At 55.7% G+C, this 24,755-nt stretch carries 15 protein-coding genes, 6 pseudogenes and 1 riboswitch; of the genes and pseudogenes, 8 read left to right on the forward strand and 13 right to left on the reverse strand.

Annotated features, from left to right (window positions below; genetic code table 11):
* Nucleotides 1–3: 3 nt before the first annotated feature.
* The 5 genes and pseudogenes from polB to araB all read right to left on the reverse strand — a co-directional run bounded on the left by polB (nucleotide 4) and on the right by araB (nucleotide 6,719).
* Nucleotides 4–2,183: pseudogene (gene polB, locus GM30_RS18435) on the reverse strand (DNA polymerase II).
* A gap of 82 nt (nucleotides 2,184–2,265) precedes the next feature.
* Nucleotides 2,266–2,688, reverse strand: a complete 423-nt coding sequence (locus GM30_RS18440) for a hypothetical protein (RefSeq protein WP_049849815.1) — start codon at nucleotides 2,686–2,688, stop codon at nucleotides 2,266–2,268.
* A 168-nt stretch (nucleotides 2,689–2,856) separates the two neighbouring features.
* Nucleotides 2,857–3,552, reverse strand: a complete 696-nt coding sequence (araD, locus tag GM30_RS18445) for an L-ribulose-5-phosphate 4-epimerase (protein ID WP_049849816.1) — start codon at nucleotides 3,550–3,552, stop codon at nucleotides 2,857–2,859.
* On the reverse strand, nucleotides 3,545–5,017 hold the full coding sequence (gene araA, locus GM30_RS18450; RefSeq protein ID WP_049849817.1) for an L-arabinose isomerase: 1,473 nt from the start codon (nucleotides 5,015–5,017) through the stop codon (nucleotides 3,545–3,547). Before araA ends, araD begins: the two co-directional genes overlap by 8 nt.
* A 10-nt stretch (nucleotides 5,018–5,027) precedes the next feature.
* Nucleotides 5,028–6,719, reverse strand: a complete 1,692-nt coding sequence (gene araB / locus GM30_RS18455; protein ID WP_049849818.1) for a ribulokinase — start codon at nucleotides 6,717–6,719, stop codon at nucleotides 5,028–5,030.
* Nucleotides 6,720–7,058: 339 nt separating this feature from the next.
* Between araB and araC the strand changes: the two genes are divergently transcribed.
* Nucleotides 7,059–7,904, forward strand: coding sequence for an arabinose operon transcriptional regulator AraC (gene araC / locus GM30_RS18460; RefSeq protein ID WP_049849819.1), 846 nt, complete (start codon nucleotides 7,059–7,061; stop codon nucleotides 7,902–7,904).
* Between the two features lie 125 nt (nucleotides 7,905–8,029).
* Nucleotides 8,030–8,662 (forward strand): annotated as a pseudogene (locus tag GM30_RS18465) (DedA family protein); the annotation flags it as partial.
* On the opposite strand, the pseudogene GM30_RS24845 reads toward GM30_RS18465, so the two are convergent.
* The 4 genes and pseudogenes from GM30_RS24845 to sgrR all read right to left on the reverse strand — a co-directional run.
* Nucleotides 8,629–9,183, reverse strand: a pseudogene (locus GM30_RS24845) (ATP-binding cassette domain-containing protein); the annotation flags it as partial. The pseudogenes GM30_RS18465 and GM30_RS24845 overlap by 34 nt on opposite strands.
* Nucleotides 9,167–10,183: pseudogene (locus GM30_RS18475) on the reverse strand (thiamine/thiamine pyrophosphate ABC transporter permease ThiP); the annotation flags it as partial. The pseudogenes GM30_RS24845 and GM30_RS18475, both read right to left, overlap by 17 nt.
* 5 nt (nucleotides 10,184–10,188) lie before the next feature.
* A pseudogene (thiB, locus tag GM30_RS18480) lies at nucleotides 10,189–11,160 on the reverse strand (thiamine ABC transporter substrate binding subunit); the annotation flags it as partial.
* Nucleotides 11,161–11,191: 31 nt separating this feature from the next.
* A riboswitch (TPP riboswitch) is annotated at nucleotides 11,192–11,284 on the reverse strand.
* Nucleotides 11,285–11,319: 35 nt separating this feature from the next.
* Entirely contained in the window at nucleotides 11,320–12,975 is a 1,656-nt protein-coding gene (sgrR, locus tag GM30_RS18485; protein ID WP_049849822.1) for an HTH-type transcriptional regulator SgrR, read from the reverse strand.
* An 87-nt stretch (nucleotides 12,976–13,062) separates the two neighbouring features.
* Here sgrR and sgrT point away from each other — a divergent pair, with 87 nt between their 5' ends.
* The gene (gene sgrT / locus GM30_RS24850; RefSeq protein ID WP_072094169.1) at nucleotides 13,063–13,218 is read left to right on the forward strand and encodes a glucose uptake inhibitor SgrT; all 156 of its coding nucleotides are present in this window, start codon (nucleotides 13,063–13,065) and stop codon (nucleotides 13,216–13,218) included.
* Between the two features lie 104 nt (nucleotides 13,219–13,322).
* Nucleotides 13,323–14,388: pseudogene (locus tag GM30_RS18490) on the forward strand (MFS transporter).
* A 77-nt stretch (nucleotides 14,389–14,465) separates the two neighbouring features.
* On the opposite strand, the gene leuD reads toward GM30_RS18490, so the two are convergent.
* From leuD to leuA, 4 genes are all read right to left on the reverse strand, one after another.
* Complete coding sequence (gene leuD, locus GM30_RS18495) at nucleotides 14,466–15,071, reverse strand: 3-isopropylmalate dehydratase small subunit (protein WP_049849823.1); 606 nt, start codon at nucleotides 15,069–15,071, stop codon at nucleotides 14,466–14,468.
* A 10-nt stretch (nucleotides 15,072–15,081) separates the two neighbouring features.
* On the reverse strand, nucleotides 15,082–16,302 hold the full coding sequence (gene leuC, locus GM30_RS18500; protein WP_049849824.1) for a 3-isopropylmalate dehydratase large subunit: 1,221 nt from the start codon (nucleotides 16,300–16,302) through the stop codon (nucleotides 15,082–15,084).
* A 2-nt stretch (nucleotides 16,303–16,304) separates the two neighbouring features.
* Nucleotides 16,305–17,396 (reverse strand): 3-isopropylmalate dehydrogenase, encoded by a 1,092-nt coding sequence (gene leuB, locus GM30_RS18505; RefSeq protein ID WP_049849825.1) that lies wholly within the window; start codon nucleotides 17,394–17,396, stop codon nucleotides 16,305–16,307.
* Entirely contained in the window at nucleotides 17,396–18,967 is a 1,572-nt protein-coding gene (gene leuA / locus GM30_RS18510; protein WP_049849826.1) for a 2-isopropylmalate synthase, read from the reverse strand. Before leuA ends, leuB begins: the two co-directional genes overlap by 1 nt.
* A 790-nt stretch (nucleotides 18,968–19,757) precedes the next feature.
* On the opposite strand from leuA, the gene leuO reads away from it, so the two are divergent.
* From leuO to cra, 4 genes are all read left to right on the forward strand, one after another.
* On the forward strand, nucleotides 19,758–20,708 hold the full coding sequence (leuO, locus tag GM30_RS18515) for a transcriptional regulator LeuO (protein ID WP_072094170.1): 951 nt from the start codon (nucleotides 19,758–19,760) through the stop codon (nucleotides 20,706–20,708).
* A gap of 372 nt (nucleotides 20,709–21,080) precedes the next feature.
* Nucleotides 21,081–22,805 carry an acetolactate synthase 3 large subunit gene (gene ilvI, locus GM30_RS18520; RefSeq protein WP_049849828.1) on the forward strand — a complete coding sequence of 575 codons (1,725 nt, stop codon included), beginning with the start codon at nucleotides 21,081–21,083 and terminating at the stop codon, nucleotides 22,803–22,805.
* 2 nt (nucleotides 22,806–22,807) lie between these two features.
* Nucleotides 22,808–23,299 carry an acetolactate synthase small subunit gene (gene ilvN, locus GM30_RS18525; RefSeq protein WP_049849829.1) on the forward strand — a complete coding sequence of 164 codons (492 nt, stop codon included), beginning with the start codon at nucleotides 22,808–22,810 and terminating at the stop codon, nucleotides 23,297–23,299.
* Nucleotides 23,300–23,478: 179 nt separating this feature from the next.
* Nucleotides 23,479–24,483 (forward strand): catabolite repressor/activator, encoded by a 1,005-nt coding sequence (cra, locus tag GM30_RS18530; protein WP_049849830.1) that lies wholly within the window; start codon nucleotides 23,479–23,481, stop codon nucleotides 24,481–24,483.
* Nucleotides 24,484–24,755 lie beyond the last annotated feature (272 nt).

Consider the following 24,755-nt stretch of genomic DNA (forward strand, 5'->3'; position numbering starts at 1 on the left):
CTGTCAAAACAGCCCCATTTGCCCTGTCAGTATTGTAGCAAAGTCGTCGTCGACGAAAGGGAGTATTCCATCCGCAACCGGTTGTAATTGTTTTGACAAATAGTGCTCATAATCGAGCGGCGACTGCTGATAGGCCACCGGTTCGGGGCCGCTGGTCGTCCAGACGTATTTGATGGAACCGCGACGCTGATACTGCAACGGGCGACCCAGTCGGGCGTTATGTTCGTCCGCCTGCCGCGCCGCGCGCACGTGCGGCGGGACGTTGCGCTGATNNGCCTGAGCTGCTTACGGTAGATCAGCTGCGCATCAAGCTCACCGGCCATCAGCTTGTCGATCGTCTCACGAATGTAATCGCGATAAGGTTCATTACGGAAAATGCGCAGATAGAGCGACTGCTGAAACTGCTGCGCCAGCGGTGTCCAGTCGGTGCGCACCGTTTCCAGCCCTTTGAACAACATGCGCTGGCTGTCGCCTTCCTGAATCATGCCCGCGTAGCGCTTTTTACTGCCGGTTTCAGTACCGCGAATGGTCGGCATCAAAAAACGGCAAAAATGGGTTTCAAATTCCAGTTCCAGCGCGCTGGTTAGCCCCTCTTTTTGCAACTCGCTTTCCCACCAGGCGTTGACGTATTGTACCAGCCGCTGGCCAATTTGCGCCGCATCCTCTTCGCTGTGCGCGCGTTTGAGCCAGACGAAGGTGGAATCGGTATCGCCATAAATCACATCATAGCCCTGCGACTCGATCAGCGCTTTGGTCTGACGCATGATCGCATGGCCGCGCATGGTGATCGACGAGGCCAGTCGCGGATCGAAAAAGCGGCACGCGCTGGTGCCCAGCACGCCGTAAAAGGCATTCATGATGATTTTCAGCGCCTGCGACAGCGGCTTATTTTTATGCTGTTTTGCCTCGTCTCGCCCGTGCCAGATCTGGCTGACGATCCCCGGCAGACAATGTTTTTCACGTGAAAACCGGGCGCCGAGAAAACCTTCCGTGCTGTGTTCAGGATCCGGCTGCGCCATCCCTTCTACTAAGCCGACGGGGTCGATCAGAAAGGTGCGGATGATGGACGGATACAGGCTTTTGTAGTCGAGCACCAGCACCGAATCATACAGCCCGGGCCGTGAATCCATCACATAGCCGCCAGGGCTCGCCTGCGGCGGTACTTCGCCTAAGTTGGGAGCCACGTAGCCCAGGCGGTGCATGCGGGGGAAATAGAGGTGGCTGAAGGCAGCAACAGAACCGCCGTGGCGATCGACCGGCAAGCCGTTGACGGTGGCGCGTTCCAGCAAAAACGGCATGATGTCCGTTTTATGGAAAATACGCGTCACCAGTTCGCAATCTTTGAGATTATAGGTGGCCAGTGCGGGTTTATCTTCGGCGAAACGGCGGTCAATTTCATCCATCCTGTCCCACGGGTTATCGATGGATTTACCCTCGCCGAGCAGTTCCTGAGACACCGCCTCCAGCGAAAAAGAGGAAAAGCTCCAGAACGCGGATTTCAGCGCTTCGATGCCGTCGATAATCAACCGTCCATCGGCCTGGGCAAAGAAAACACCGTTTTTAAAACCGTGCTCACGCCACTCGATTTCGCTGCCGTTGCGACCGAGCAAAAGCGGGATACGATAGCGCTCGGCATGTTTTTGCAACACGCGTAAATCGAACTGCACCACGCTCCAGCCGATGAGCACGTCCGGGTCATAACCAGGCGTTGAGTTTTTCCAGCAGTTGCGGGCGGCTGTTGACGTATTCCAGTTTGAAATCGAGCCCGGAAGGATCGCCGTTTTGCGGGCCAAGCATGTACACCGTGCGCTGACCGCAGCCCTCAAGACCGATGCAATAAAGCTCTCCGTGGCGATTGGTTTCGATATCCAGCGAGACCCATTTCAGCGGCGGGCGATAGTGCGGGCTGGGTTTCATTCGCGCGTTTACCAGCGCATCGTCTCGTACGTCACCTTCAACCCATACCGGTGCGGTAATAAACCGCTCCATCAGAAAACGCTCCGGCGGGGCGANNCGTTGACCTTTTCACTCAGCCGGGCAGGAATAAACGCCACCGACTCCTGCGGCGGCAGCGTCACTTTCAGCGGGCCGTGATCCGTCGCCAGCCAGAAATCAACTTCTGTGCCCTGAGGGGTATCCCGCCAGTGACGGGTGAGTAAAAAGCCTTCTCGCGCCTGCGCCACGCTGCATTCTCACAAAACAAAACCAGGCGTTAGTATAACCTGGTTTTTGCCCATATACTGATTTTTTATACAGTGCAAAACGCTAACGGGAGTTTTCGAATAACTCCAGTTCAAGCGTGTTCCATTTCTGATAAATGCAATAGCGTTGATAGCTGTTCGCGTAATCGCTTTGGTCATGGTAGAGCCAAAGACAATCATACTTAATCGGGCGCTTCATAGATTTCAGAAAACCGAGGAGTAATGCTTTTTTTTCGGCGCGATGCTCAATATCTTTCCAGGTAATGATAAATCGGGTCTGCTGATTATCCGGATCGTAGGCGTAACTGTATTCAACATACTTTGACACTGAGGGTACGTTTTTTAAGGCGTCAGGCGTATACAGCCAGTACGAAAACGTATCGCTACGTTTATAGGCGTGAGTTCCAGATGTCAGCCCAAACCAACCGAAGAGCAACACGGGTGGCAACAGGAGAATGGCTGATAGCAATAAAATCCATTTTTTCATTTTACCCCGTGGTTCCCTGGGCATATTTAGGATGGAAGAACGTGCTTGCGGGGTTTTATAACAAAAGCGGCCTGGCGAAACAAATACCATATATTTATCGTTTAAAATAACCGATTGAAAATGAATATGATTAAACAGATGCCTGCAACGCAGGCACTGTTTGTGAAATTACTGCCCGTAATATGCTTTCGCGCCATGCTTGCGCAAATAGTGTTTATCCAGCAACGTTTGCTGCATATCGGGCAGCTGGGGCGCCAGCTGGCGGCAGAAAATGCCCATATAGGCGACTTCTTCCAGCACGATGGCGTTATGTACGGCATCTTCGGCATTTTTTCCCCACGCGAACGGGCCGTGGGAGTGCACCAGTACGCCGGGCATTTGGGCGGCGTCGATGCCTCGCTGTTTAAAGGTTTCGACAATCACGTTTCCGGTTTCCCACTCATACTCGCCGTTAATTTCCAGATCGGTCATTTTGCGGGTGCAGGGAATCGAACCGTAAAAATAGTCTGCATGGGTGGTGCCGGTCGCCGGGATGGGCAGCCCGGCCTGTGCCCAGATGGTGGCGTGACGGGAGTGCGTATGCACGATGCCGCCGATGGTCGGGAAAGACCGGTAAAGCAGGCGGTGAGTCGGCGTGTCGGATGACGGTTTTTTCCGCCCCTCGACTACCTCGCCCGTTTCAAGGCTTACTACGACCATATCTTCCGCCGTCATCGCGCCGTAATCGACGCCGGACGGCTTAATGATAAACACGCCATGTTCGCGATCGACCGCGCTGACGTTTCCCCAGGTCAGCGTCACCAGATTGTGTTTCGGCAGCGCCAGATTGGCCTCCAGCACCTGCCGCTTCAGTTCTTCAAGCATTGTGCGCTCCTTGTGCCGGTGGCGCAGTGTCGTTATCAATCACGGTCAGTTCGATGTCATGCAGTTCGCTGAACTGGCGCATATCGTCCAGCGTTAAGGCGTGGCTGAAGACGGTGTGGTGCGCGCCGCCTGCGATGATCCAGGCTTCTGACGCGGTGTTGAGATCCGGATGTGCCTGCCACAGCGCGTTAGCCACCGGCAGTTTCGGCAGATCGTGCGGGGTTTTGACGGTTTCGATGGTATTGACCAGCAGGCGGAAACGATCGCCCAGATCGATAAGGCTGGCGACAATGGCCGGGCCGGTTTTGGTGTTGAAGATCAGACGCGCCGGATCGGCTTTGCCACCAATGCCGAGGTATTGCACGTCGAGGATCGGTTTTTCAGGTGTGGCGATGGTCGGGCACACTTCCAGCATATGCGAACCGAGCACCAGATCGTTGCCGTTGTCGAAGTGGTAGGTGTAATCCTCCATAAAGGAGGTGCCGCCCTCAAGGCCCGTCGCCATCACTTTCATGATGCGCAGCAGCGCGGCGGTCTTCCAGTCACCTTCACCGGCAAAGCCGTAGCCCTGTTGCATCAGGCGCTGAACAGCGAGGCCCGGCAACTGCTTCAGACCATGCAGATCTTCAAACGTCGTGGTAAAGGCGTGGAATCCACCCTGTTCGAGGAAGCGTTTCATACCGAGTTCGATACGCGCGGCGTCCAGCACGTTCTGCCGTTTATCGCCGTTAATTTGCGCCGCCGGGGTCAGGCGATAGAGGCTTTCATATTCATCGACCAGCGCGTTAACGTCGCCATCGCTGACGGCATTCACCACCTGTACCAGATCACCCACCGCCCAGGTATTCACCGAGAAACCGAACTTGATCTGCGCGGCGACTTTATCACCGTCAGTGACCGCCACTTCGCGCATGTTATCGCCGAAACGCACCACTTTCAGATGGCGGGTATCCTGTTTTGATACCGCCTGACGCATCCAGGCGCCGATGCGCTGGTGAGCGTGTTTGTCCTGCCAGTGGCCAGTGACCACGCTGTGCTGCTGGCGCATCCGCGCGCCGATGAAGCCGAACTCGCGACCGCCGTGCGCCGTCTGGTTCAGGTTCATAAAGTCCATGTCGATGCTGTCCCATGGCAGCGCCGCATTGAACTGGGTGTGGAACTGCAGCAGCGGTTTGTTGAGGATGGTCAGCCCGTTGATCCACATTTTGGCTGGTGAAAAGGTGTGCAGCCACACCACCAGACCCGCGCATTTGTCGTCGTAATTGGCGTTGCGGCAGATCTGTGTGATCTCGTCCGGGGTGGTGCCGAGTGGTTTAAGTACCAGTTTGCAGGGCAGTTTTGCTTCCGCATTGAGGGTGTTGACCACATGCTCGGCATGTTGGGTGACCTGGCGTAGCGTTTCCGCACCGTAGAGGTGCTGACTGCCGATCACAAACCACACTTCATAGTTATTAAAAATCGTCATGTTGAAATCCTTACTGGGTCAGGGCTGCCTGAGAAACGGGTTTAGTCGGAAGGTAATGCTGTTCTGCGCTGACCGCCCATTGCTGGTAGCGCTGGTAAAGCTGTTCGAAGCGTTGCGCCTGCTGCTGGCGTGGCTGCAGCGTGCTTTCCACCTGGCTCGCCATTTTCTGCTGCGCGGCAGGAATATCGGCATGCACGCATGCTGCCACGGCGGCGAAGATGGCCGCACCCAACGCACAGCACTGGTCAGAGGCGACAATCTGTAGCGGGCGGTTCAGGACGTCGCAACAAACCTGCATGATGACCGGGTTTTTGCGGGCGATGCCGCCCAGCGCCATCACGTTATTCACCGGAATGCCCTGCGACGTGAAGCACTCCATGATGGCTCTCGCACCAAACGCGGTGGCGGCGATCAGCCCACCGAACAGGGCCGGGGCGTCAGTCGCCAGATTCAGATCGGTAATCACCCCTTTCAGGCGCTGATTGGCGTCAGGTGTGCGGCGACCGTTAAACCAGTCGAGCACCACCGGGAGATGTTCAAGAGAGGGATTTTTCGCCCACGCGTCGGTCAGCGCAGGCAGCAGCTGTTTCTGGCTGTTTTTGATCTCCGTTTTCAGTTCCGGATGCTGCGCCGCCAGGTGTTCCAGCGGCCAGCCGAGAACGCGACCAAACCAGGCGTAGATATCGCCGAACGCGGACTGCCCGGCCTCCATACCGATGAAATCAGGCACCACGCTGCCGTCAACCTGACCGCAAATGCCTTTCACCGTACGCTCGCCAACGCTGTTTTTGTCGGCAATCAGGATGTCGCAGGTGGAGGTGCCAATCACTTTCACCAGTGCGTTGGGCTGCGCGCCTGCGCCGACCGCGCCCATATGACAATCGAAGGCACCGCCGGAAATGACTACGTTTTGTGCCAGCCCCAGGCGATTTGCCCATTCCGGGCTCAGCGTGCCGACCGGCACGTCGGCGGTGTAGGTGTCAGTAAACAGCGGCCAGGTCAGATGCTGATTGAGGCAAGGATCAAGCTCGTCGAAGAAGCTCGCCGGCGGCAGTCCGCCCCAGCTTTCATGCCATAGCGATTTGTGCCCGGCGCTGCAGCGTCCACGGCGCATGGCCTGCGGCGCGGTGGTGCCGGAGAGCAGGGCAGGCACCCAGTCACACAGCTCTACCCATGACGCGGCCGCGCGCGCGACGTCGCTATCCTGACGGGTGACATGGAGAATTTTGGCCCAGAACCATTCGCTGGAATAAATCCCGCCAATATAACGGGAGTAGTCGACTTTCCCCGGCGCATGACACAGACGGGTGATTTCCTCGGCTTCTTCCACCGCAGTATGATCTTTCCACAGCACAAACATGGCGTTCGGGTTGTCGGCAAATTCCGGGCGTAGCGCCAGTACGTGACCTTCGGCATCCACCGGCGCAGGCGTGGAGCCGGTGCTGTCGACGCCGATCCCGACGACGTCCTGGCGCTGGCCTTCGCTCAGTTCAGCGAGGACATTTTTCAGCGCACTTTCCATCGCGTCGATGTAATCGCGTGGATGATGGCGAAACTGGTTATTGGCCGCATCGCAATAGCGCCCCTCCTGCCAGCGCGGGTACCACTCAACGCAGGTGGCGAGCTCTTCGCCGGTGGTGCATTCCACCGCCAGCGCGCGCACTGAATCACTACCAAAATCGAGGCCGATTGCTATTGCCATCGTGTTACTCCATAGAGAAAAACGGGTATGGAGAAACAGTAGATAGCGTGACTGAAAAGAGTCAGGTTGGATTCGCTAATCTTATGGACTAAATCGCTATGGGGTTGCAAAGTGTGACGTCGTGCAAATATTCAATGTGGACTTTTCTGCCGTCTTTATAGACACTTTCGTTACCCGCCAAAATGCGCCTGATTGCCGCTTCTGATGAAAAAAATGTTGAATGGAGCGGGTCTGGAAGTATCCAGCCATCGGCAGCCCGGCGTAAGCGTCAGTACCGTTAACCGAAAATTCAATATGGACAATTGGTTTCCCACAATGTCCTTTGGGAGTGCTGGAATTATGGCTGAAACGCAAAACGATCCCCTGCTGCCGGGCTATTCGTTTAACGCTCATCTGGTGGCGGGTTTAACGCCGATTGATGCAGAGGGTTATCTCGATTTTTTCATCGACCGGCCGCTGGGCATGAAAGGCTACATTCTCAATCTGACGATCCGCGGCGAGGGGGTGATTAATAATCATGGCAAACAGTTCGTCTGCCGCCCTGGCGATATTGTCCTGTTTCCCCCTGGCGAAATTCACCACTATGGCCGTCATGCGGATGCGAAAGAGTGGTATCACCAGTGGGTCTATTTCCGGCCGCGCGCCTACTGGCACGAATGGCTGAGTTGGCCCACGATTTTCGGCCAGACGGGGTTTTATCGCCCGGACGACGCGCACCAGACCCGTTTTGCCGAATTATTTGGTCAGATTATCGATGCCGGACAGGGTGCCGGACGTTACTCCGAACTGCTGGCGATCAACCTGCTGGAACAACTTCTGCTGCGCCGAATGGCGGCGATCAACGAATCTTTGCTCCCGCCGATGGATAACCGGGTGCGCGACGCCTGCCAGTACATCAGCGATCACCTGGCGGATCCGCATTTTGAAATCGCACGCGTTGCTCAGCACGTCTGTCTGTCGCCGTCGCGGCTGTCACATCTGTTTCGCCAACAACTGGGTGTCAGTGTGTTGAGCTGGCGCGAGGATCAGCGTATCAGCCAGGCAAAACTGTTGCTCAGCACCACGCGCATGCCGGTGGCCAGCGTCGGGCGCAATGTCGGTTTTGAAGATCAGCTCTATTTTTCGCGAGTATTTAAGAAGTGCACGGGGGCCAGCCCGAGCGAGTTCCGCGCCGGGTGTGAATAAGCCACCGGGGAGTACAGGCAGGGGCGCTATGGTGTATTATTTTGTTACAGGAAAGTAACGGCATAGCTTGACTCAATACCGAGTCCCTTTGAGAATCCCTGACTCCCTAAATTACCGGACGCGTTATGCAGGCACTGCTGGAGCACTTCATTACCCAATCGGCGACTTACTCGCTCATCGCAGTGGCGCTGGTGGCTCTCCTTGAGTCGCTGGCGCTGGTCGGGCTGATTCTGCCAGGCACCGTCATGATGGCCGGGCTTGGCGCGCTGATCGGCAGCGGCGAAGTGAATTTCTGGCAGGCATGGATGGCGGGTATCGTCGGCTGTCTGCTCGGCGACTGGATCTCGTTCTGGCTGGGGTGGCGATTCAAAAAGCCGCTGCACCGCTGGTCCTTCATGAAAAAGAACAAAGCGCTGCTCGATAAAACCGAGCACGCGCTGCATCAGCACAGCATGATCACCATTCTGATCGGGCGTTTTGTCGGCCCGACGCGCCCGCTGGTGCCGATGGTGGCGGGCATGCTCGATCTACCCGTTTCTAAATTTGTTGTGCCAAACATCATTGGCTGCCTGTTCTGGCCGCCGCTCTATTTTATGCCGGGGATCCTGGCGGGCGCGGCGATCGACATCCCTTCCGATGTGCAAAGCGGCGGCTTTAAGTGGTTGCTGTTGCTGACGGCGGTGCTGCTGTGGCTGGCAGTGTGGCTGTGCTGGCGACTGTGGCGTAGNTCTTCCGTTGCGCCATCCCAGGCAATACGTCCGTCGGCAACCACCAGCGAACGCGGCGCGATCCGCGCGGCATCTTCCACACTGTGTGACACCATCAACAGCGTAATGTGCTGACGCTGACAGACGTTGCCGACCAGCGCCAGCATCTCCTGACGCAGCGCCGGATCGAGAGCGGAAAACGGTTCATCCAGCAACAGTACCGGCTGGGCCCCAATCAGCTCCAGCTTATGCTGCTGTTCCGGCGTCAGCCGCAGCCCCGGATTCAGCCCGAGGCCAATGTTTTGCCGTACGGTCAGATGGCTGAAGAGATTATTTTCCTGAAACAGCATGGAGACCGGGCGGCGAGACGGCGGCGTGTTGGTATGCGGCTGGTTTTCGATCGTCATTGTGCCGCGCACCGGCGTGAGAAACCCGGCGATCAGATTCAGCAACGTACTTTTGCCCGCGCCGCTTGGCCCCAGCACCGCCACCTGCTCACCCTGCTGTACGGAGAGGGTGAAGCGCATCGGCAGATGCTTATAAAGCCAGGTGACATCATTCAGTTTTAACATCGCGCCCCGGTAGTTTTTCAATGACGGTGAACAACAGAAAACAGAGGATCAGCAGCAGCAGGGCCGTAACCGCCCCGTCCTGGCTGCGGTAAGCGCCAATCTGCTGATAAAGATAGTAGGGAAGCGTGCGGAACGTCTCGTTGCCAAACAGGGCGACAACGCCGAAATCGCCGATCGACAGAACGCAGGCAAACGCCAGTGCCTGGGCGACAGGGCGTTTAAGCGCCCGCAGTTCGACAATCCGCAAACGGGTAAAACCGCTCAGCCCCAGCGACTGACACAGCGTGTTGTAACGGGCGGTCAGATCGCGCATCGGCGTTTCCAGCACTTTCAGGGCGTAGGGAATCGCCATCAACGCGTTGGTGAAAATCACAATGCCATCGGCAGAGTCCGGCAGCCCCACGGTGTTGTTGAGCAGCAGGAAAAAGCCGGTTGCCAGCACGATGCCGGGCATTGCCAGAATCAGCATGCCGCTGAGCTCCATCGCCTGACCGGCCAGCACCTGATTGCGAATGCGCAGCTCGCGGCTGCTCCACAGCAGCATCAGGGTGAGGATCACGCACAGCACACCCGCCGACCNNACAGCAGATCATCTGCAGCACCGCCAGCATCGCCGCGCGCCCCGGATCGTAATCAAAATTCAGCGCCTGGTAGATCGCCAGTTCGATGGTGGTGGCCTGCGGACCGCCGCCCAGCGACAACACGGTGGCGAAACTGGCAAAGCAGAGCATAAAAATAAGCGCTGCCACCGGCGGGATTTGCCGCCGCAGCCAGGGCCATTCCACCANNAGCCGTAAGGCGAAAATGTCCATTCCCAACCCACAGCGTGGAACAGCCCGGCCAGCCAGCCCTGACGTCCATAAACGCTGAGAATGCCAAACACCGCGACCAGCACCGGCAGAATCAGCGTCATTGCGCATAATCGCAACAGTGCGGCGCGGCCGGGGAAGCGCCGCCGGTAGAGGGCGCGGGCGAGGAAAATGGCGGGGGGGGCAGACAGGNNACGGCGCGTTGCCATGTACCGATCCACTGTTGACGCTCAGCCGCGACCTGTTGCGGCGTGAATTGCAGCGTGGTTTGCGGTTTCACCAACTGGTCGAAACCGGCCGGCAGCGTGACGTCGGTGACCGGATACATCCAGTTTCCGGCCGGGATCGCATTCTGGAAGCCTGGCGACAGCATAAATTTCAGGAACTGTTCCGCCAGTTGCGGCTGTTTGCTGGATGCGGTGCGCGCCGCGACTTCTACCTGCAAATAGTGGCCTTCCGTAAATGCCGCTGCGGCGTAGTTATCCTTTTTCTCTTCGATGATGTGGTAAGCCGGAGAAGTGGTGTAACTCATCACCAGATCGCTTTCGCCTTTCAGGAACAGACCGTAAGCTTCGCTCCAGCCTTTGGTGACCGTGACGGTTTTTGCGGCCAGCTTCTGCCAGGCGCCCGGCGCGTTATCGCCGTAGACTTTTTGCATCCACAGCAGCAGACCCAGACCCGGCGTACTGGTGCGCGGATCCTGATAGATCACGCGCCATTTCTGATCGCTTTCGACCAGCTCTTTCAGGCTTTTCGGTGGGTTTTTCAGCTTGTTTTTGTCATAAACAAAGGCGAAATAGCCGTAGTCGAACGGCACGAAAGTGTCGTCGTTCCAGCCGCCCGGCACCTTCACGTTTTGCATCGGCACGCCGCTTTTCGCGAACAGTCTGGTTTGCGTCGCCGCTTCCAGCAGGTTGTTATCAAGGCCGAGCACCACGTCAGCTTTGCTGTTTTTCCCTTCCATTCGCAGACGATTGAGCAACGAGACGCCATCTTCCAGCGTGACGTATTTCAGTTCGCAGTTGCAGTCGGCTTCAAAGGCCTTTTTGACGGCAGGCCCGGGACCCCAGTCAGCGGAGAACGAGTCGTAGGTATAAACGGTCAGTACGGGTTTAGCGAAGACCGGCGCGGCAAGCAGCGCCAGCAGTGGCAGACATTTTTTTAACACTTTGCACCTCAAAGAAAGAGTGGCAAAGGATTTTGAGCAGAGCCTCAAATCCCTTCGCCGGCGTTATCCGGATCAGGTTCGACGGGTATTTTCTCAGCCTGTTTCAGCACCCCGTTGAGCACGCATTAGTGTAATGATTTTGTCAGTATTCGGAAAGCATCAGGGGTCCGGTGGCGCAAACCAGGCTGATTTAAAGTCAAACCAGCCCAGCGTGTTCATCCGTACCCCGCGCATGCTGCGCTGTCCCTGAATCATCAACCAGTGATGGATCAGCGGAACGATGGCGCGCTGTTGCACCAGTTGCTGGCTCCAGTGTGCCTGGTTCATCTCTCCGGCGCGCCAGCGTGCGGCCTCTTTGTCCCATTCGGCGGGAATACAGTGCTGAAACAGCGGCACTTCAAACAGATGGGCAAACAGGGAGAAATCCAGCGGCAGCGTAAAGTTGGCGCTGTTGAGCCACATATCGCTCACCACCTCGCCACGATGCCACTCTTCGTAATCCAGTTCCTGAATGTCTAGTTTGACCTGATGCTGTGCCAGCAGGTGCGCCATGATGTTCGCAATATAATGGTGCTCAATATGTTCGCGGTAATAGCTGAGCGTCAGCACCTCAAGCCCTGCCGGTTTTTCGCCTTTGCCCGGCCGGGCGTGGTGCCAGCGGGGTAGCATGCCGTATGCCGGGAACCAGTACCCTTGATACTGTTCGTCGGCGTGATAGAGCAGGCTCGCAGGGGAGAGGATTTGGCTGATCCACAGCCGAACGTCCTGACGCGCGCCTTTTCGCGATCGCGCATCAAACAGCATGTAATAACACCCTTCTTCGAGGCGGCTCTCCACGGCTTTTTCGCCTTCAGTCGGCCCTTCCAGCGTCAACCCGCAGGTCAGCTCTTCGCTGATCTCCGGCAGCACCCAGACATTCACTTCGTCAATCAATGCGCGGTAGCCAAAGTAATCATCAAAGGCATGGATTTTGAGCTGGTTCTGATTGTTGCGTGCAACGGCGTACGGACCAGTGCCGACCGGTATCGAGGAAAAATGGGGCAGGGACTCCCACTCTTTCGGCAGAACCATCGCCGGGATATGTCCCAGCAGCCAGGGCAGCCAGCGATCGGGCTGCGAAAGGTGAATGTCCAGCGTCCAGGCAGTAGGCGAGACGATCTGTGTGATATGCGAATAGAGCGGCAGCGTATTGATTCGCTGAAGCGAGGTGATGACATCGTCGATGTCCAGTTCGCGCCCGTGATGAAAATGAATGCCGGGGCGCAGATAAAAACGCCAGTGCAGGGGCGAAAGCTGTTGCCAGTGGTGCGCAATATCCGCTTCCAGTTCCCCATTTTCCTCATTTATGCGGGTTAAGGCGCTGAAAATCTGCCTGGCGATATGCGTTTCCGAGCGGCGCAGCGGCGTGCCGGGCAGTAAATTGCGCATCGGGCGGTAGTAGAGGACGCGCAAAATATGCCTGCCCTGGCGAAAGCTGCGCCCGAGGTGCGACACCAGCATCTGGCGAACGGTGGCTTTATCGCCCACCAACTGGACGAGCTGATCGATGCGATCCTGCTCCAGTAGATCCTCGGCTCGCTGCTGCTGTAAGGCCAGCCCGGTGTAGAGGAACGTCAGCCGTGAACGCTTGCCGCGCCCGGCTTCCGCCTCCCACGTCAGCCAGCCGCGTTCTTCCATCGTGTTCAGCAGCGTGCGCATATGACGGCGCGAACAACTGAGTAATTCAGCCAGTTCATTGAGCGTGGTTTCCTGCGATTTACCGTCGCAGCATTGCCACAGGCGGATGAACTGTTGTTGCAGGCGAGCAGAAGACATAAAAGGGGAACTCCTGACAAAAACTCAGCAATTTATTAATCCCTATATTAAGCCAATAATGGTTTCCGATGAAGCGAGGAGGTGAATATGCAGAAGTCATCCACACGCCAGTTTTATCGCCAGTACTTTTTGGCGACGCAGGAAGCGTCATGGCTGGCCCGCCACTTAGCAGGAGCGCGGTTGAAAATGCTCGAGGAGCTGATGCAGTGGGAAGTTACGAAACCGACTTCTGATCCTCATTGACTTGCCCATATCATGTGTGACTGAGTATTGGTGCTACATTGCCACGCCAGCAGAGTGTCTCTGCTGGCCTTTTTTCGTACCCCTTTTTCGCTTAAGGATGATGCATGCTGTGGTTGTTGACGATGGGGCGACGCCTCAATGGGGTCTATGCCGCTTTTATGCTGGTGGCGTTTATGATGGGCATTGCGGGGGCGTTACAGGCGCCAACGCTGAGTCTTTTTCTGAGTCGTGAAGTAGGTGCCCAGCCTTTCTGGGTCGGTCTGTTTTATACCGTTAACGCCATCGCCGGGATCCTGGTCAGCCTGTGGCTGGCAAAGCGTTCCGACAGCCNCATCGCTGGCGAATACCGCGATGCCACAACTGTTTGCGCTGGCGCGGGAATACGCGGACAGCTCGGCGCGCGAAGTGGTGATGTTTAGTTCTATCATGCGCGCCCAGCTGTCGCTGGCGTGGGTGATTGGTCCGCCGCTGGCGTTCATGCTGGCGCTGAACTACGGCTTCACCATCATGTTTTCTATCGCTGCCGGGATTTTCGCGGTGAGCCTGGTGCTGATCGCCGTCGCGCTGCCCTCGGTGGCGAGAGTGGAACACACGGCCACCGTGGCGGTCACGCAAATCAGCGGCTGGAACGATAAGAACGTGCGCATGCTGTTTATTGCTTCCACGCTGATGTGGACCTGCAACACCATGTATATCATCGATATGCCGCTGTGGATCAGCAGTGATCTGGGGCTGCCGGATAGCCTCGCCGGTGTGTTGATGGGCACTGCGGCGGGGCTGGAGATCCCGGCGATGATCCTGGCCGGGTATTACGTCAAACGGTTTGGCAAACGGCGGATGGTGATCACGGCGGTGATCGCCGGGGTGATGTTCTATATCGGACTGATTTTATTCCACAGCCATACGGCGCTGCTGTTGTTACAGGGGTTTAACGCCATTTTTATCGGCATTATTGCGGGTATCGGCATGCTGTGGTTTCAGGATCTGATGCCCGGACGCGCCGGTTCGGCGACGACGCTGTTTACCAACAGTATTTCGACCGGTGTGATCCTCGCCGGGGTGATCCAGGGCGCGCTGGCGCAAAGCTACGGGCATGGGCGTGTGTACTGGGTGATCGCGGCGATTTCTCTGCTGACGCTGTTTCTCACCAGCCGCGTGAAAGATGTGTGATACGGGTAGAAAGAAGAAAGCCTCACGCGACGCTAAATCGACGTGAGGCATGCTGGCCCGCGACGGCGGGCCATTAATCATCCCATAAACGCAGGTTGTTTGTGCTCGTAAGCGGCGATGGCGTCTTCATGCTGCAGCGTCAGGCCGATGCTGTCGAGGCCATTCAGCATGCAGTGACGACGAAAGGCGTCAATGCTGAAGCTGTACGACTTGTCGCCTGCACGGACTTCCTGCGCTTCCAGATCCACATCGAAGGTAATGCCCGGGTTCGCCTGTACCAGCGTGAACAGCTCATCGACCTGCGCATCGCTCAGCGCGACCGGCAGCAGCTGGTTGTTGAAGCTGTTGCCATAGAAGATATCGGCAAAGCTCGGCGCGATAACCACTTTAAAACCGTAATCGGTTAATGCCCACGGCGCGTGCTCGCGTGACGAGCCGCAGCCAAAGTTTTCACGCGCCAGTAAAATTGACGCCCCTTTGTATTCCGGGAAATTGAGCACGAATTCCGGATTCGGCTGCTGACCCTTATCGTCCAGGAAACGCCAGTCGTTAAACAGGTGGGCACCAAACCCGGTACGCGTTACCTTCTGCAAAAACTGCTTGGGAATGATGGCGTCGGTATCCACGTTGGCGGCATCTAAAGGAACCACCAGGCCCGTGTGTTGCGTAAATTTCTCTGCCATGTCGGGCTCCTTATTTAATGCTGCGAATGTCAGCGAAATGGCCGGTGACGGCAGCGGCCGCCGNNTTACGGTTGCTGGTGGAGGCACAGCGCTCGCCTGGGTTCAGGCGATCGTTGTTCATCGCCAGGCACATCGAACAGCCCGGTAAACGCCATTCAAAACCGGCTTCAATAAAGATCTTATCCAGCCCTTCGGCTTCCGCCTGCGCTTTCACCGGACCGGATCCCGGCACGACCAGCGCCTGCACGCCCGGCGCCACTTTCCGCCCTTTGGCGATCTCGGCGGCGGCGCGTAAATCTTCAATGCGCGAGTTGGTGCAGGANACGTCAGTCACGGAAATCACCTGGCCAGGATTAGTACCCCAGGTCACCTGCGGCGCAATCTCTTCCGCCTGCAGCGTGACGACGGTATCAAACTGTGCGTCGTCGTCGGTCTTCAGGGTTTTCCAGTACGCCACGGCATCGTCGAAATCCTTGCCTTTTGGCGCGTGCAAACGCCCCTTCACATAATTGAAGGTGGTTTCATCAGGCGCGACCAGACCCGCTTTGGCACCCATTTCGATGGCCATGTTACACAGGGTCATGCGACCTTCCATGCTCAACGCCTGAATGGCATCGCCGCAGAACTCCACCACGTGACCGGTGCCGCCCGCGCTGCCGGTTTTGCCGATGATCGCCAGCACGATATCTTTAGCGGTGATCCCCGGTGCGGCTTTACCTTTCACTTCGATTTTCATGGTCTTCGCACGGCCCTGTTTCAGGGTTTGCGTCGCCAGCACGTGTTCGACTTCGGAGGTGCCGATACCAAATGCCAGCGCACCAAACGCGCCGTGCGTGGCGGTATGGGAGTCGCCGCAGACGATGGTCATGCCCGGCAGGGTAATCCCCTGTTCCGGTCCCATCACGTGGACAATCCCCTGATACGGGTGATTCAGGTCATACAGCTCAACGCCGAACTCGTTGCAGTTTTTAATCAGCTCCTGCATCTGAATACGGGCCATCTCGCCAGAGGCGTTGATGTCTTTGGTCTGCGTGGAGACGTTATGGTCCATCGTCGCAAAGGTTTTACCCGGCTGACGCACCGGGCGGTTGTGCGCCCGCAGACCGTCAAACGCCTGCGGTGAGGTCACTTCATGGACCAGATGGCGGTCGATATAGAGCAGCGGGGTCTCGTCTGGCGCTTCGTAAACCACGTGAGCATCAAACACTTTTTCGTATAACGTTTTCGCCATGATTACACCCCTTCAGCGACATAGCGGGCAACAATGTCGCCCATTTCATCGGTACTGACCGCCGCACCACCGCGCGCTAAGTCGCCGGTACGGACGCCTTCTTCTAACGCGCGGTTAATCGCATTTTCAATCGCGATGGCTGCGTCATTTGCCCCCAGGCTGTAGCGCAGCAACAGCGCCAGCGACAGGATCTGCGCAATCGGGTTGGCAATGTTTTTACCCGCGATATCCGGCGCAGAGCCGCCTGCCGGTTCGTACAGACCAAAACCCTGTTCGTTCAGACTGGCGGATGGCAGCATGCCCATCGAGCCGGTGATCATCGCGCACTCATCCGAAAGGATGTCGCCGAACAGGTTGGAACACAGCAGCACGTCAAACTGCGACGGATCCTTAATCAGCTGCATGGTGGCGTTGTCGATGTACATGTGCGACAGCTTAACGTCCGGGTAATCGCGGGCGATCTCGTTAACAATCTCACGCCACAAAATGGATGATTGCAGCACGTTGGCCTTGTCGATGGAGGTCACGTTATGGCGACGTTTGCGGGCGGATTCGAAAGCGATACGCGCGATACGTTCAATTTCAAAACGGTGATATACCTCGGTATCGAATGCTTTTTCATACTGACCGCTGCCTTCGCGGCCTTTCGGCTGACCGAAGTAGATGCCACCCGTCAGTTCACGCACGCACAGAATATCGAAGCCCTGCGCGGCGATATCGGCACGCAGCGGGCAGAACGCTTCCAGTCCCTGATACAGCCTGGCCGGTCGCAGGTTGCTGAACAGCTTAAAGTGCTTACGCAGCGGCAACAGCGCGCCACGCTCAGGCTGTTCGGCGGGAGGCAGATGTTCCCATTTCGGGCCGCCCACCGAGCCAAACAGCACCGCGTCGGCATTTTCACAGCCTTCGACGGTCGCCTGCGGCAATGGGGTGCCGTGGTTGTCGATAGCAATACCACCGACGTCATAGTGGCTGGTGGTAATACGCATCGCAAAACGCTGGCGCACGGCATCCAGCACCTTCAGGGCTTGCGCCATCACTTCCGGGCCGATGCCGTCACCCGGCAAAACGGCAATATGGTAATTCTTCGACATCACACGGTTTCCTTGTTGTTCTCATTATTCTGAGCTTTGCGTTGCAGCTCTTTTTCGACTTCGGCGGCGCGCCAGATGCTGTTCAGGACGTGAACCATCGCTTTGGCGGAGGATTCGACGATATCGGTCGCCAGGCCCACGCCGTGGAAGCGACGGCCGTTGTAATTGGCCACAATATCCACCTGGCCCAGCGCGTCTTTCCCCTGGCCTTTGGCACTTAAGCCATATTTGACCAGTTCAATGTTGTAGTTAGTGATGCGGTTAATCGCCTGGTAAATCGCATCGACCGGGCCGTTGCCGTTCGCCGCTTCGGCTTTGATCTCTTCACCGCAGGCCAGTTTGACGGAGGCGGTGGCGATATCGCTGGAGCCCGACTGCACGCTGAAGTAATCCAGACGGAAATGCTCCGGCTCTTCCTGTTGTTTATTAATGAACGCCAGCGCTTCCAGGTCGTAATCAAATACCTGGCCTTTTTTATCCGCCAGTTTCAGGAACGCATCGTACAGGTGGTCCATGTTGTAATCGGTCTCTTTGTAGCCCATCTCTTCCATGCGATGTTTCACCGCCGCACGGCCGGAGCGGGACGTCAGGTTCAGCTGGACCTGATTCAGGCCGATCGACTCCGGCGTCATGATTTCGTAGTTTTCACGATTCTTCAGCACGCCGTCCTGATGAATCCCGGAGGAGTGAGCAAATGCCCCGGTGCCGACAATCGCTTTGTTGGCCGGAACCGGCATGTTGCAGATCTGGCTGACGGTCTGGCTGGTGCGCCAGATTTCATGATGATTGATGTTGGTGTGCACATTCATGATGTCTTTGCGCACTTTAATCGCCATGATCACTTCTTCCAGCGAGCAGTTACCGGCGCGCTCGCCAATACCGTTCATTGCCCCTTCAACCTGACGCGCACCGGCATGCACTGCGGCAATGGCGTTGCCGACCGCCAGACCTAAATCGTCATGGGTATGCACAGAGATAATCGCTTTATCGATATTCGGCACGCGTTCGTACAGGCCGGTAATGATGTTGGCGAACTCAAACGGCATGGTGTAGCCGACAGTATCAGGAATGTTAATGGTCTTTGCGCCAGCGCTAATCGCCGCTTCCACCACGCGCGCCAGATCCGCAATCGGGGTGCGGCCCGCGTCTTCACAAGAGAATTCAACGTCGTCGGTATAGTTACGTGCGCGCTTCACCATATAAATGGAGCGTTCGATGACCTCATCCAGCGTGCTGCGCAGTTTGGTGGCGATGTGCATCGGCGAGGTGGCGATAAAGGTATGAATGCGGAAGGCGTCGGCGACTTTTAATGACTCCGCCGCCACGTCGATATCCTTTTCCACGCAGCGTGCCAGCGCGCAAACGCGGCTGTTTTTCACCTGGCGGGCGATGGTCTGCACTGATTCAAAATCGCCCGGTGAAGAGACCGGAAACCCGACTTCCATCACGTCGACGCCCATACGTTCGAGGGCCAGAGCAATCTGCAGCTTCTCTTTTACGCTCAGGCTTGCCTGTAATGCCTGTTCACCGTCACGTAAGGTAGTATCAAAAATAACGACTTGCTGGCTCATGGTTTAGGTCCTTGATTGTCTTTGGCGCCTTGCTACGAGCATAAAAAAACCCGCGCATGGCGCGGGTTTGATTCGTTACCGGAAGATGACTATCGCAAAACGTCGCCCACCAGACTACCGCGCGCAAAAGAGGCGTTTAGTAGTAGTAGGCTGGTGAAACGTGACGTGCGATTCATTAATGTCATACTCCAGATGAATTCGATATGCGTTTAGTGGTACTGGATACGCCGTTTGATGTCAACCCCTGGCCAGGAAAACCCACCTGATGAATGACGTCAATTGCGGTGCTGTTTTAGCTTATTGTGCTGATGAGCATGCGGCACGCAGAATAACGCGTTTATCCTCCAGAGACACTTTTCATATTTTGAATCATTTTTATAAGTTTGCTTGCATTCAGGGTTAAGGAAAATATCGCATATGATAATTATATCCGTATGATTCATTTAAAATTATTCTCTGCGAATATAAGTCTCAAAAAAGACTTTGTCGATTATGCTAATTGATTGTTAATAGCGGAGTGTTTTACTTAATATACATTTAAGTTTTGCTAAGCTTCTGGTGCGGTTCTCACACGTTGATTATTACTCAGGTTTATAGGTACACTTATCTTATTAAGTGGCAGTTATAGTTTGTCGGCCCGAAGCGGCAGTATTCCGCGCATTTCTGTCTATTGTCACTGATGTTTCTTTATGTTTTCCTAATTTTTATTATTTCTCTTTTGTAGATTTTATATGCATGGTAAATCATATTGTCAGAATTTATTATTGCATTAATGCAAAGGGAGTTTAGCGTGACTGTGGAGTTAGAAATGCCCGTGGAAAAAATTGAACGTCAGGCGAGACAGCTGGAGGTGACAAAACCTCAGCTTCGCATGGTGGATTTAAACTTACTGACCGTCTTTGATGCGGTCATGCAAGAGCAAAATATTACGCGCGCCGCGCACATGCTGGGGATGTCGCAGCCCGCCGTGAGTAACGCCGTCGCGCGACTCAAAGTGATGTTTAACNGCTATGGTCGCGGTATTCAACCTACGGCAAGGGCATATCAGCTGTTTGGTTCCGTCCGCCAGGCTTTGCAACTGGTGCAAAATGAACTGCCGGGGTCCGAATTCGAACCTATTAGCAGCGAGCGCGTTTTTAATCTCTGCGTCTGTAGCCCGCTGGATAATTTTTTAACCTCGCTGATTTTTAATCGGGTCAGAGAAATTGCGCCTAATATTCATCTCGTATTTAAGTCATCCTTAAATAAGAATACTGAGCATCAGTTGCGCTATCAGGAAATTGAATTTGTGCTGGGTTATGAAGAGTTTCGTCGTCCGGAATTTTCCTGCACGCCGCTGTTTAAAGATGAAATGGTTTTAGTCGCCAGCCGTAAACATCCGCGACTGAGCGGCCCGCTGAAAGAAAGTGATGTGTATAAAGAAGAGCATGCTGTTGTTTCGCTCGACCGTTACGCCTCATTTAGTCAGCCATGGTATGACACGGCAGATAAACAAGCCTGCATCGCCTACCAGGGAATGGCATTAACCAGCGTGCTGAATGTCGTGTCGCAAACCCAAATGGTGGCGGTTGCGCCACGCTGGCTGGCGGAAGAGTTTTCTGAATCATTAGATCTTCAGTTATTACCGTTACCGTTAAAACTCAACAGCCGAACCTGTTATCTTTCATGGCATGAGGCGGCGGGTCGTGATAAAGGACATCAATGGATGGAAGAGCTGCTGGCCTCTATTTGCCTGCGCTAATAACCATGAAAACAAACAGGGCGCACACACGCTCTGTTTGTTTTGTATGTAAGAAAATAACCAGCATTTTATTCTGTTTATAAGTGCGGGTTGTCGTTAGCGCATAGCAAAAAATGGATTATTTCCTGTTCTTTTCCTGTTATCCCGAGTAATGACTATCCTCTTTTCTTATCGTTGAAGCTTTTCACCAGTTTCTTCGCGCTTCCTTTGTTTTTCCTCTTTTCGTCAGCCGTTATCAACGCCGGGCTGAATTGCCTGCCTGAAAGTGAGCGGTTATGTTAATTGGATATGTTTATCGGTGAGCGCTGTTGTCTCGCCACAAGTGTGTGCGGAAATGAATTCTGCATCGCCAAAATAGCCTGGAGGCAAGTCATGGAGATGTTGTCTGGAGCCGAGATGGTTGTCCGATCGCTTGTCGATCAGGGCGTGAAGCAAGTGTTCGGTTACCCCGGTGGGGCTGTCCTTGATATCTACGATGCGTTACATACCCTCGGCGGTATCGATCATGTACTGGTAAGGCACGAGCAGGCAGCGGTGCATATGGCCGATGGACTGGCGCGTGCGACGGGGGAAGTGGGCGTGGTGCTGGTCACCTCTGGCCCGGGCGCGACCAATGCGATTACCGGTATTGCGACGGCCTATATGGATTCGGTGCCGCTGGTGGTGCTGTCCGGGCAGGTCGCGACCTCGCTGATTGGCTACGATGCTTTCCAGGAGTGCGACATGGTGGGGATCTCCCGCCCGGTGGTCAAACACAGCTTCCTGGTTAAGCAAACCGAAGATATCCCCGGCGTACTGAAAAAAGCGTTCTGGCTGGCGGCCAGCGGTCGTCCCGGGCCGGTCGTGGTTGATCTGCCAAAAGATATCCTTAATCCGCTGAACAAGCTGCCGTACGTCTGGCCGGAAACGGTGAGCATGCGCTCCTACAACCCGACGACAACCGGCCATAAAGGGCAGATTAAACGCGCCCTGCAGACGCTGATCGCCGCTAAGCGACCGGTGGTATATGTCGGTGGCGGGGCGATCAATGCCGAATGTGGCGAGCAACTGAAGACGTTAATCGAAAAACTCAATCTGCCGGTGGCCTCTTCATTAATGGGGCTGGGCGCGTTTCCGGGCACGCATCGTCATGCTCTCGGCATGCTGGGCATGCACGGGACGTACGAAGCGAACATGACGATGCACAATTCTGATGTGATCTTCGCGGTGGGCGTGCGTTTTGACGATCGCACCACCAACAATCTGGCGAAATATTGCCCGGACGCCACCGTGCTGCATATCGACATCGACCCTACCTCTATTTCCAAAACCGTGCCGGCGGATATTCCGATTGTTGGTGATGCCCGGCAGGTGCTGGAGCAGATGCTTGAATTGCTGGAGCAGGAGGAGGCGGTGCAGCCGCTGGATGATATCCGCGACTGGTGGCAGCGTATCGAACAATGGCGCGCCCGTCAGAGCCTGAAATATGACACGCAGAGCCCGGCCATCAAACCACAGGCGGTGATTGAAACCCTCTGGCGGCTGACCAACGGAGACGCGTATGTCACCTCCGATGTCGGCCAGCATCAGATGTTTGCCGCCCTCTATTACCCGTTTGATAAACCGCGTCGCTGGATCAACTCCGGCGGCCTCGGCACGATGGGCTTTGGTCTGCCAGCCGCACTTGGCGTGAAGATGGCGCTGCCTGACGAAACGGTGATCTGCGTGACCGGCGATGGCAGTATTCAGATGAACATTCAGGAGCTGTCGACGGCGCTGCAGTACGAACTGCCGGTGCTGGTGGTTAACCTGAACAACCGCTACCTCGGCATGGTGAAGCAGTGGCAGGACATGATCTACTCGGGCCGTCACTCGCAATCCTATATGAAGTCCCTGCCGGACTTTGTGGCGCTGGCTCAGGCCTATGGTCATGTCGGCATTCAGATAAACCAGCCCGACGAACTGGAAGCGAAGCTGGCGGAGGCGCTGGACACGGTGCGCAACCAGCGGCTGGTGTTTGTCGATGTTACCGTCGATGGAAGTGAGCACGTTTATCCGATGCAAATCCGCGGTGGCGGCATGGATGAAATGTGGCTGAGCAAAACGGAGAGAACCTGATTATGCGCCGGATATTATCAGTATTACTGGAAAACGAATCGGGCGCGCTGTCGCGCGTCATCGGTCTCTTTTCACAGCGAGGCTACAACATTGAAAGCCTGACCGTCGCGCCGACGGACGATCCGACGCTTTCCCGCATGACGATTCAGACCGTGGGCGATGAGCAGGTCATTGAGCAGATCGAAAAACAGCTACATAAGCTGGTGGATGTGTTGCGGGTCAGTGAGCTGGGGCAGGGGTCGCACGTCGAGCGTGAGATCATGCTGGTCAAAGTGCAGGCCAGCGGATACGGTCGCGAAGAGGTAAAACGCAACACCGAGATCTTCCGCGGGCAGATTATCGACGTCACGCCTTCTATTTATACCGTCCAGTTGGCAGGTACCAGCGATAAGCTCGACGCGTTCCTGGCCACCTTGCGTGATGTGGCGCGTATTGTGGAAGTGGCACGTTCTGGTGTCGTCGGGCTTTCCCGTGGCGAGAAGATAATGCGATAAGCCCTACTGATGAATTAAAAAACAGCCTGACGTCACCGGTCAGGCTTTTTTTTGCGAATCCAGTGGGAAGAGTCAATAAAAGCAGTTGCCGCCGTTATCATTCTGCGTTTAGATGTTAATAAATTTTACCCATACCTTCGCGAAGGTTATGGATTGTACAAGTTAAGCAAGGGGCAATTGTGAAACTGGATGAAATCGCCCGGCTTGCCGGTGTCTCCCGGACGACCGCGAGCTATGTGATTAACGGTAAAGCTAAGCAGTATCGCGTTAGTGATAAAACCGTCGAAAAAGTGATGGCCGTAGTGCGTGAGCATAACTACCATCCGAACGCGGTGGCTGCCGGGCTGCGTGCAGGACGCACGCGTTCTATTGGTCTGGTGATCCCGGATCTCGAGAACACCAGCTATACCCGCATCGCTAATTATCTGGAGCGTCAGGCGCGTCAGCGCGGCTATCAGCTGCTGATTGCCTGCTCGGAAGATCAGCCGGATAACGAAATGCGCTGTATCGAGCATCTGTTACAGCGGCAGGTGGATGCGATTATTGTTTCGACCTCCTTGCCGCCGGAGCATCCTTTCTATCAGCGCTGGGCGAATGACAACTTCCCGATTGTGGCGCTGGATCGCGCGCTCGATCGTGAACATTTCACCAGCGTGGTGGGTGCGGATCAGGACGATGCCGAAATGCTGGCTTCTGAGCTGCGTAAATTCCCGGCGGAAACCGTCCTTTATCTTGGCGCGCTGCCGGAGCTCTCCGTCAGTTTCCTGCGTGAGCAAGGTTTCCGTACCGCCTGGAAAGACGATCCGCGCGAAGTGAAGTACCTGTACGCCAACAGCTACGAGCGCGAAGCCGCTGCGCAGCTGTTCGACAAATGGCTGGAAACGAACCCGATGCCGCAAGCGCTGTTCACCACCTCGTTTGCGCTGTTGCAGGGGGTGATGGATGTCACGCTGCGCCGTGAAGGCAAGCTGCCCCCGGAACTGGCGATTGCGACATTTGGCGATCACGAACTGCTCGATTTCCTGCAATGCCCGGTACTGGCCGTTGCCCAGCGTCACCGCGATGTCGCCGAGCGGGTGCTGGAAATTGTCCTTGCGAGCCTTGATGAACCGCGTAAACCGAAGCCGGGGCTGAGCCGCATTCGTCGTAATCTTTATCGTCGCGGAAGCCTGAGCCGCCGTTAAGCGAAATAAACGCGGACTAATGAAAAAAAGTAAGGGATTATTTGATAATCAGATAATTCCTTACTTTTACCAGGGTTCTCATTCAAACCAGATTATTTCTCGCCAGAATCACCGCACGGGTTAATCAGAAAGATAATATTTTTGTATTGTTTTGTTACACCCGCCGTGGATTTGTCCAATTAACAAACACTTCTCTGAAAAATTGCCGACGGCTTACGCCATAGTGCAGAAAAAGGGCGGCTTCTGTGTGTCACAAGGGCTGTTAACGTGCC

The organism is Trabulsiella odontotermitis (genome assembly GCF_001188485.1).
Lineage (GTDB): Bacteria > Pseudomonadota > Gammaproteobacteria > Enterobacterales > Enterobacteriaceae > Trabulsiella > Trabulsiella odontotermitis_A.

Excerpts from the sequence above, each read along its gene's own strand:
- araA (WP_049849817.1), bottom strand. The coding sequence starts at position 5,017 with ATGACGATTTTTAATAACTATGAAGTGTGGTTTGTGATCGGCAGTCAG.
- ilvI (WP_049849828.1), top strand. The coding sequence starts at position 21,081 with ATGGAGATGTTGTCTGGAGCCGAGATGGTTGTCCGATCGCTTGTCGAT.
- araB (WP_049849818.1), bottom strand. The coding sequence starts at position 6,719 with ATGGCAATAGCAATCGGCCTCGATTTTGGTAGTGATTCAGTGCGCGCG.
- sgrR (WP_049849822.1), bottom strand. The coding sequence starts at position 12,975 with ATGTCTTCTGCTCGCCTGCAACAACAGTTCATCCGCCTGTGGCAATGC.
- araD (WP_049849816.1), bottom strand. The coding sequence starts at position 3,552 with ATGCTTGAAGAACTGAAGCGGCAGGTGCTGGAGGCCAATCTGGCGCTG.
- sgrT (WP_072094169.1), top strand. The coding sequence starts at position 13,063 with ATGCAGAAGTCATCCACACGCCAGTTTTATCGCCAGTACTTTTTGGCG.
- GM30_RS18440 (WP_049849815.1), bottom strand. The coding sequence starts at position 2,688 with ATGAAAAAATGGATTTTATTGCTATCAGCCATTCTCCTGTTGCCACCC.
- leuD (WP_049849823.1), bottom strand. The coding sequence starts at position 15,071 with ATGGCAGAGAAATTTACGCAACACACGGGCCTGGTGGTTCCTTTAGAT.
- araC (WP_049849819.1), top strand. The coding sequence starts at position 7,059 with ATGGCTGAAACGCAAAACGATCCCCTGCTGCCGGGCTATTCGTTTAAC.
- ilvN (WP_049849829.1), top strand. The coding sequence starts at position 22,808 with ATGCGCCGGATATTATCAGTATTACTGGAAAACGAATCGGGCGCGCTG.
- leuA (WP_049849826.1), bottom strand. The coding sequence starts at position 18,967 with ATGAGCCAGCAAGTCGTTATTTTTGATACTACCTTACGTGACGGTGAA.
- leuB (WP_049849825.1), bottom strand. The coding sequence starts at position 17,396 with ATGTCGAAGAATTACCATATTGCCGTTTTGCCGGGTGACGGCATCGGC.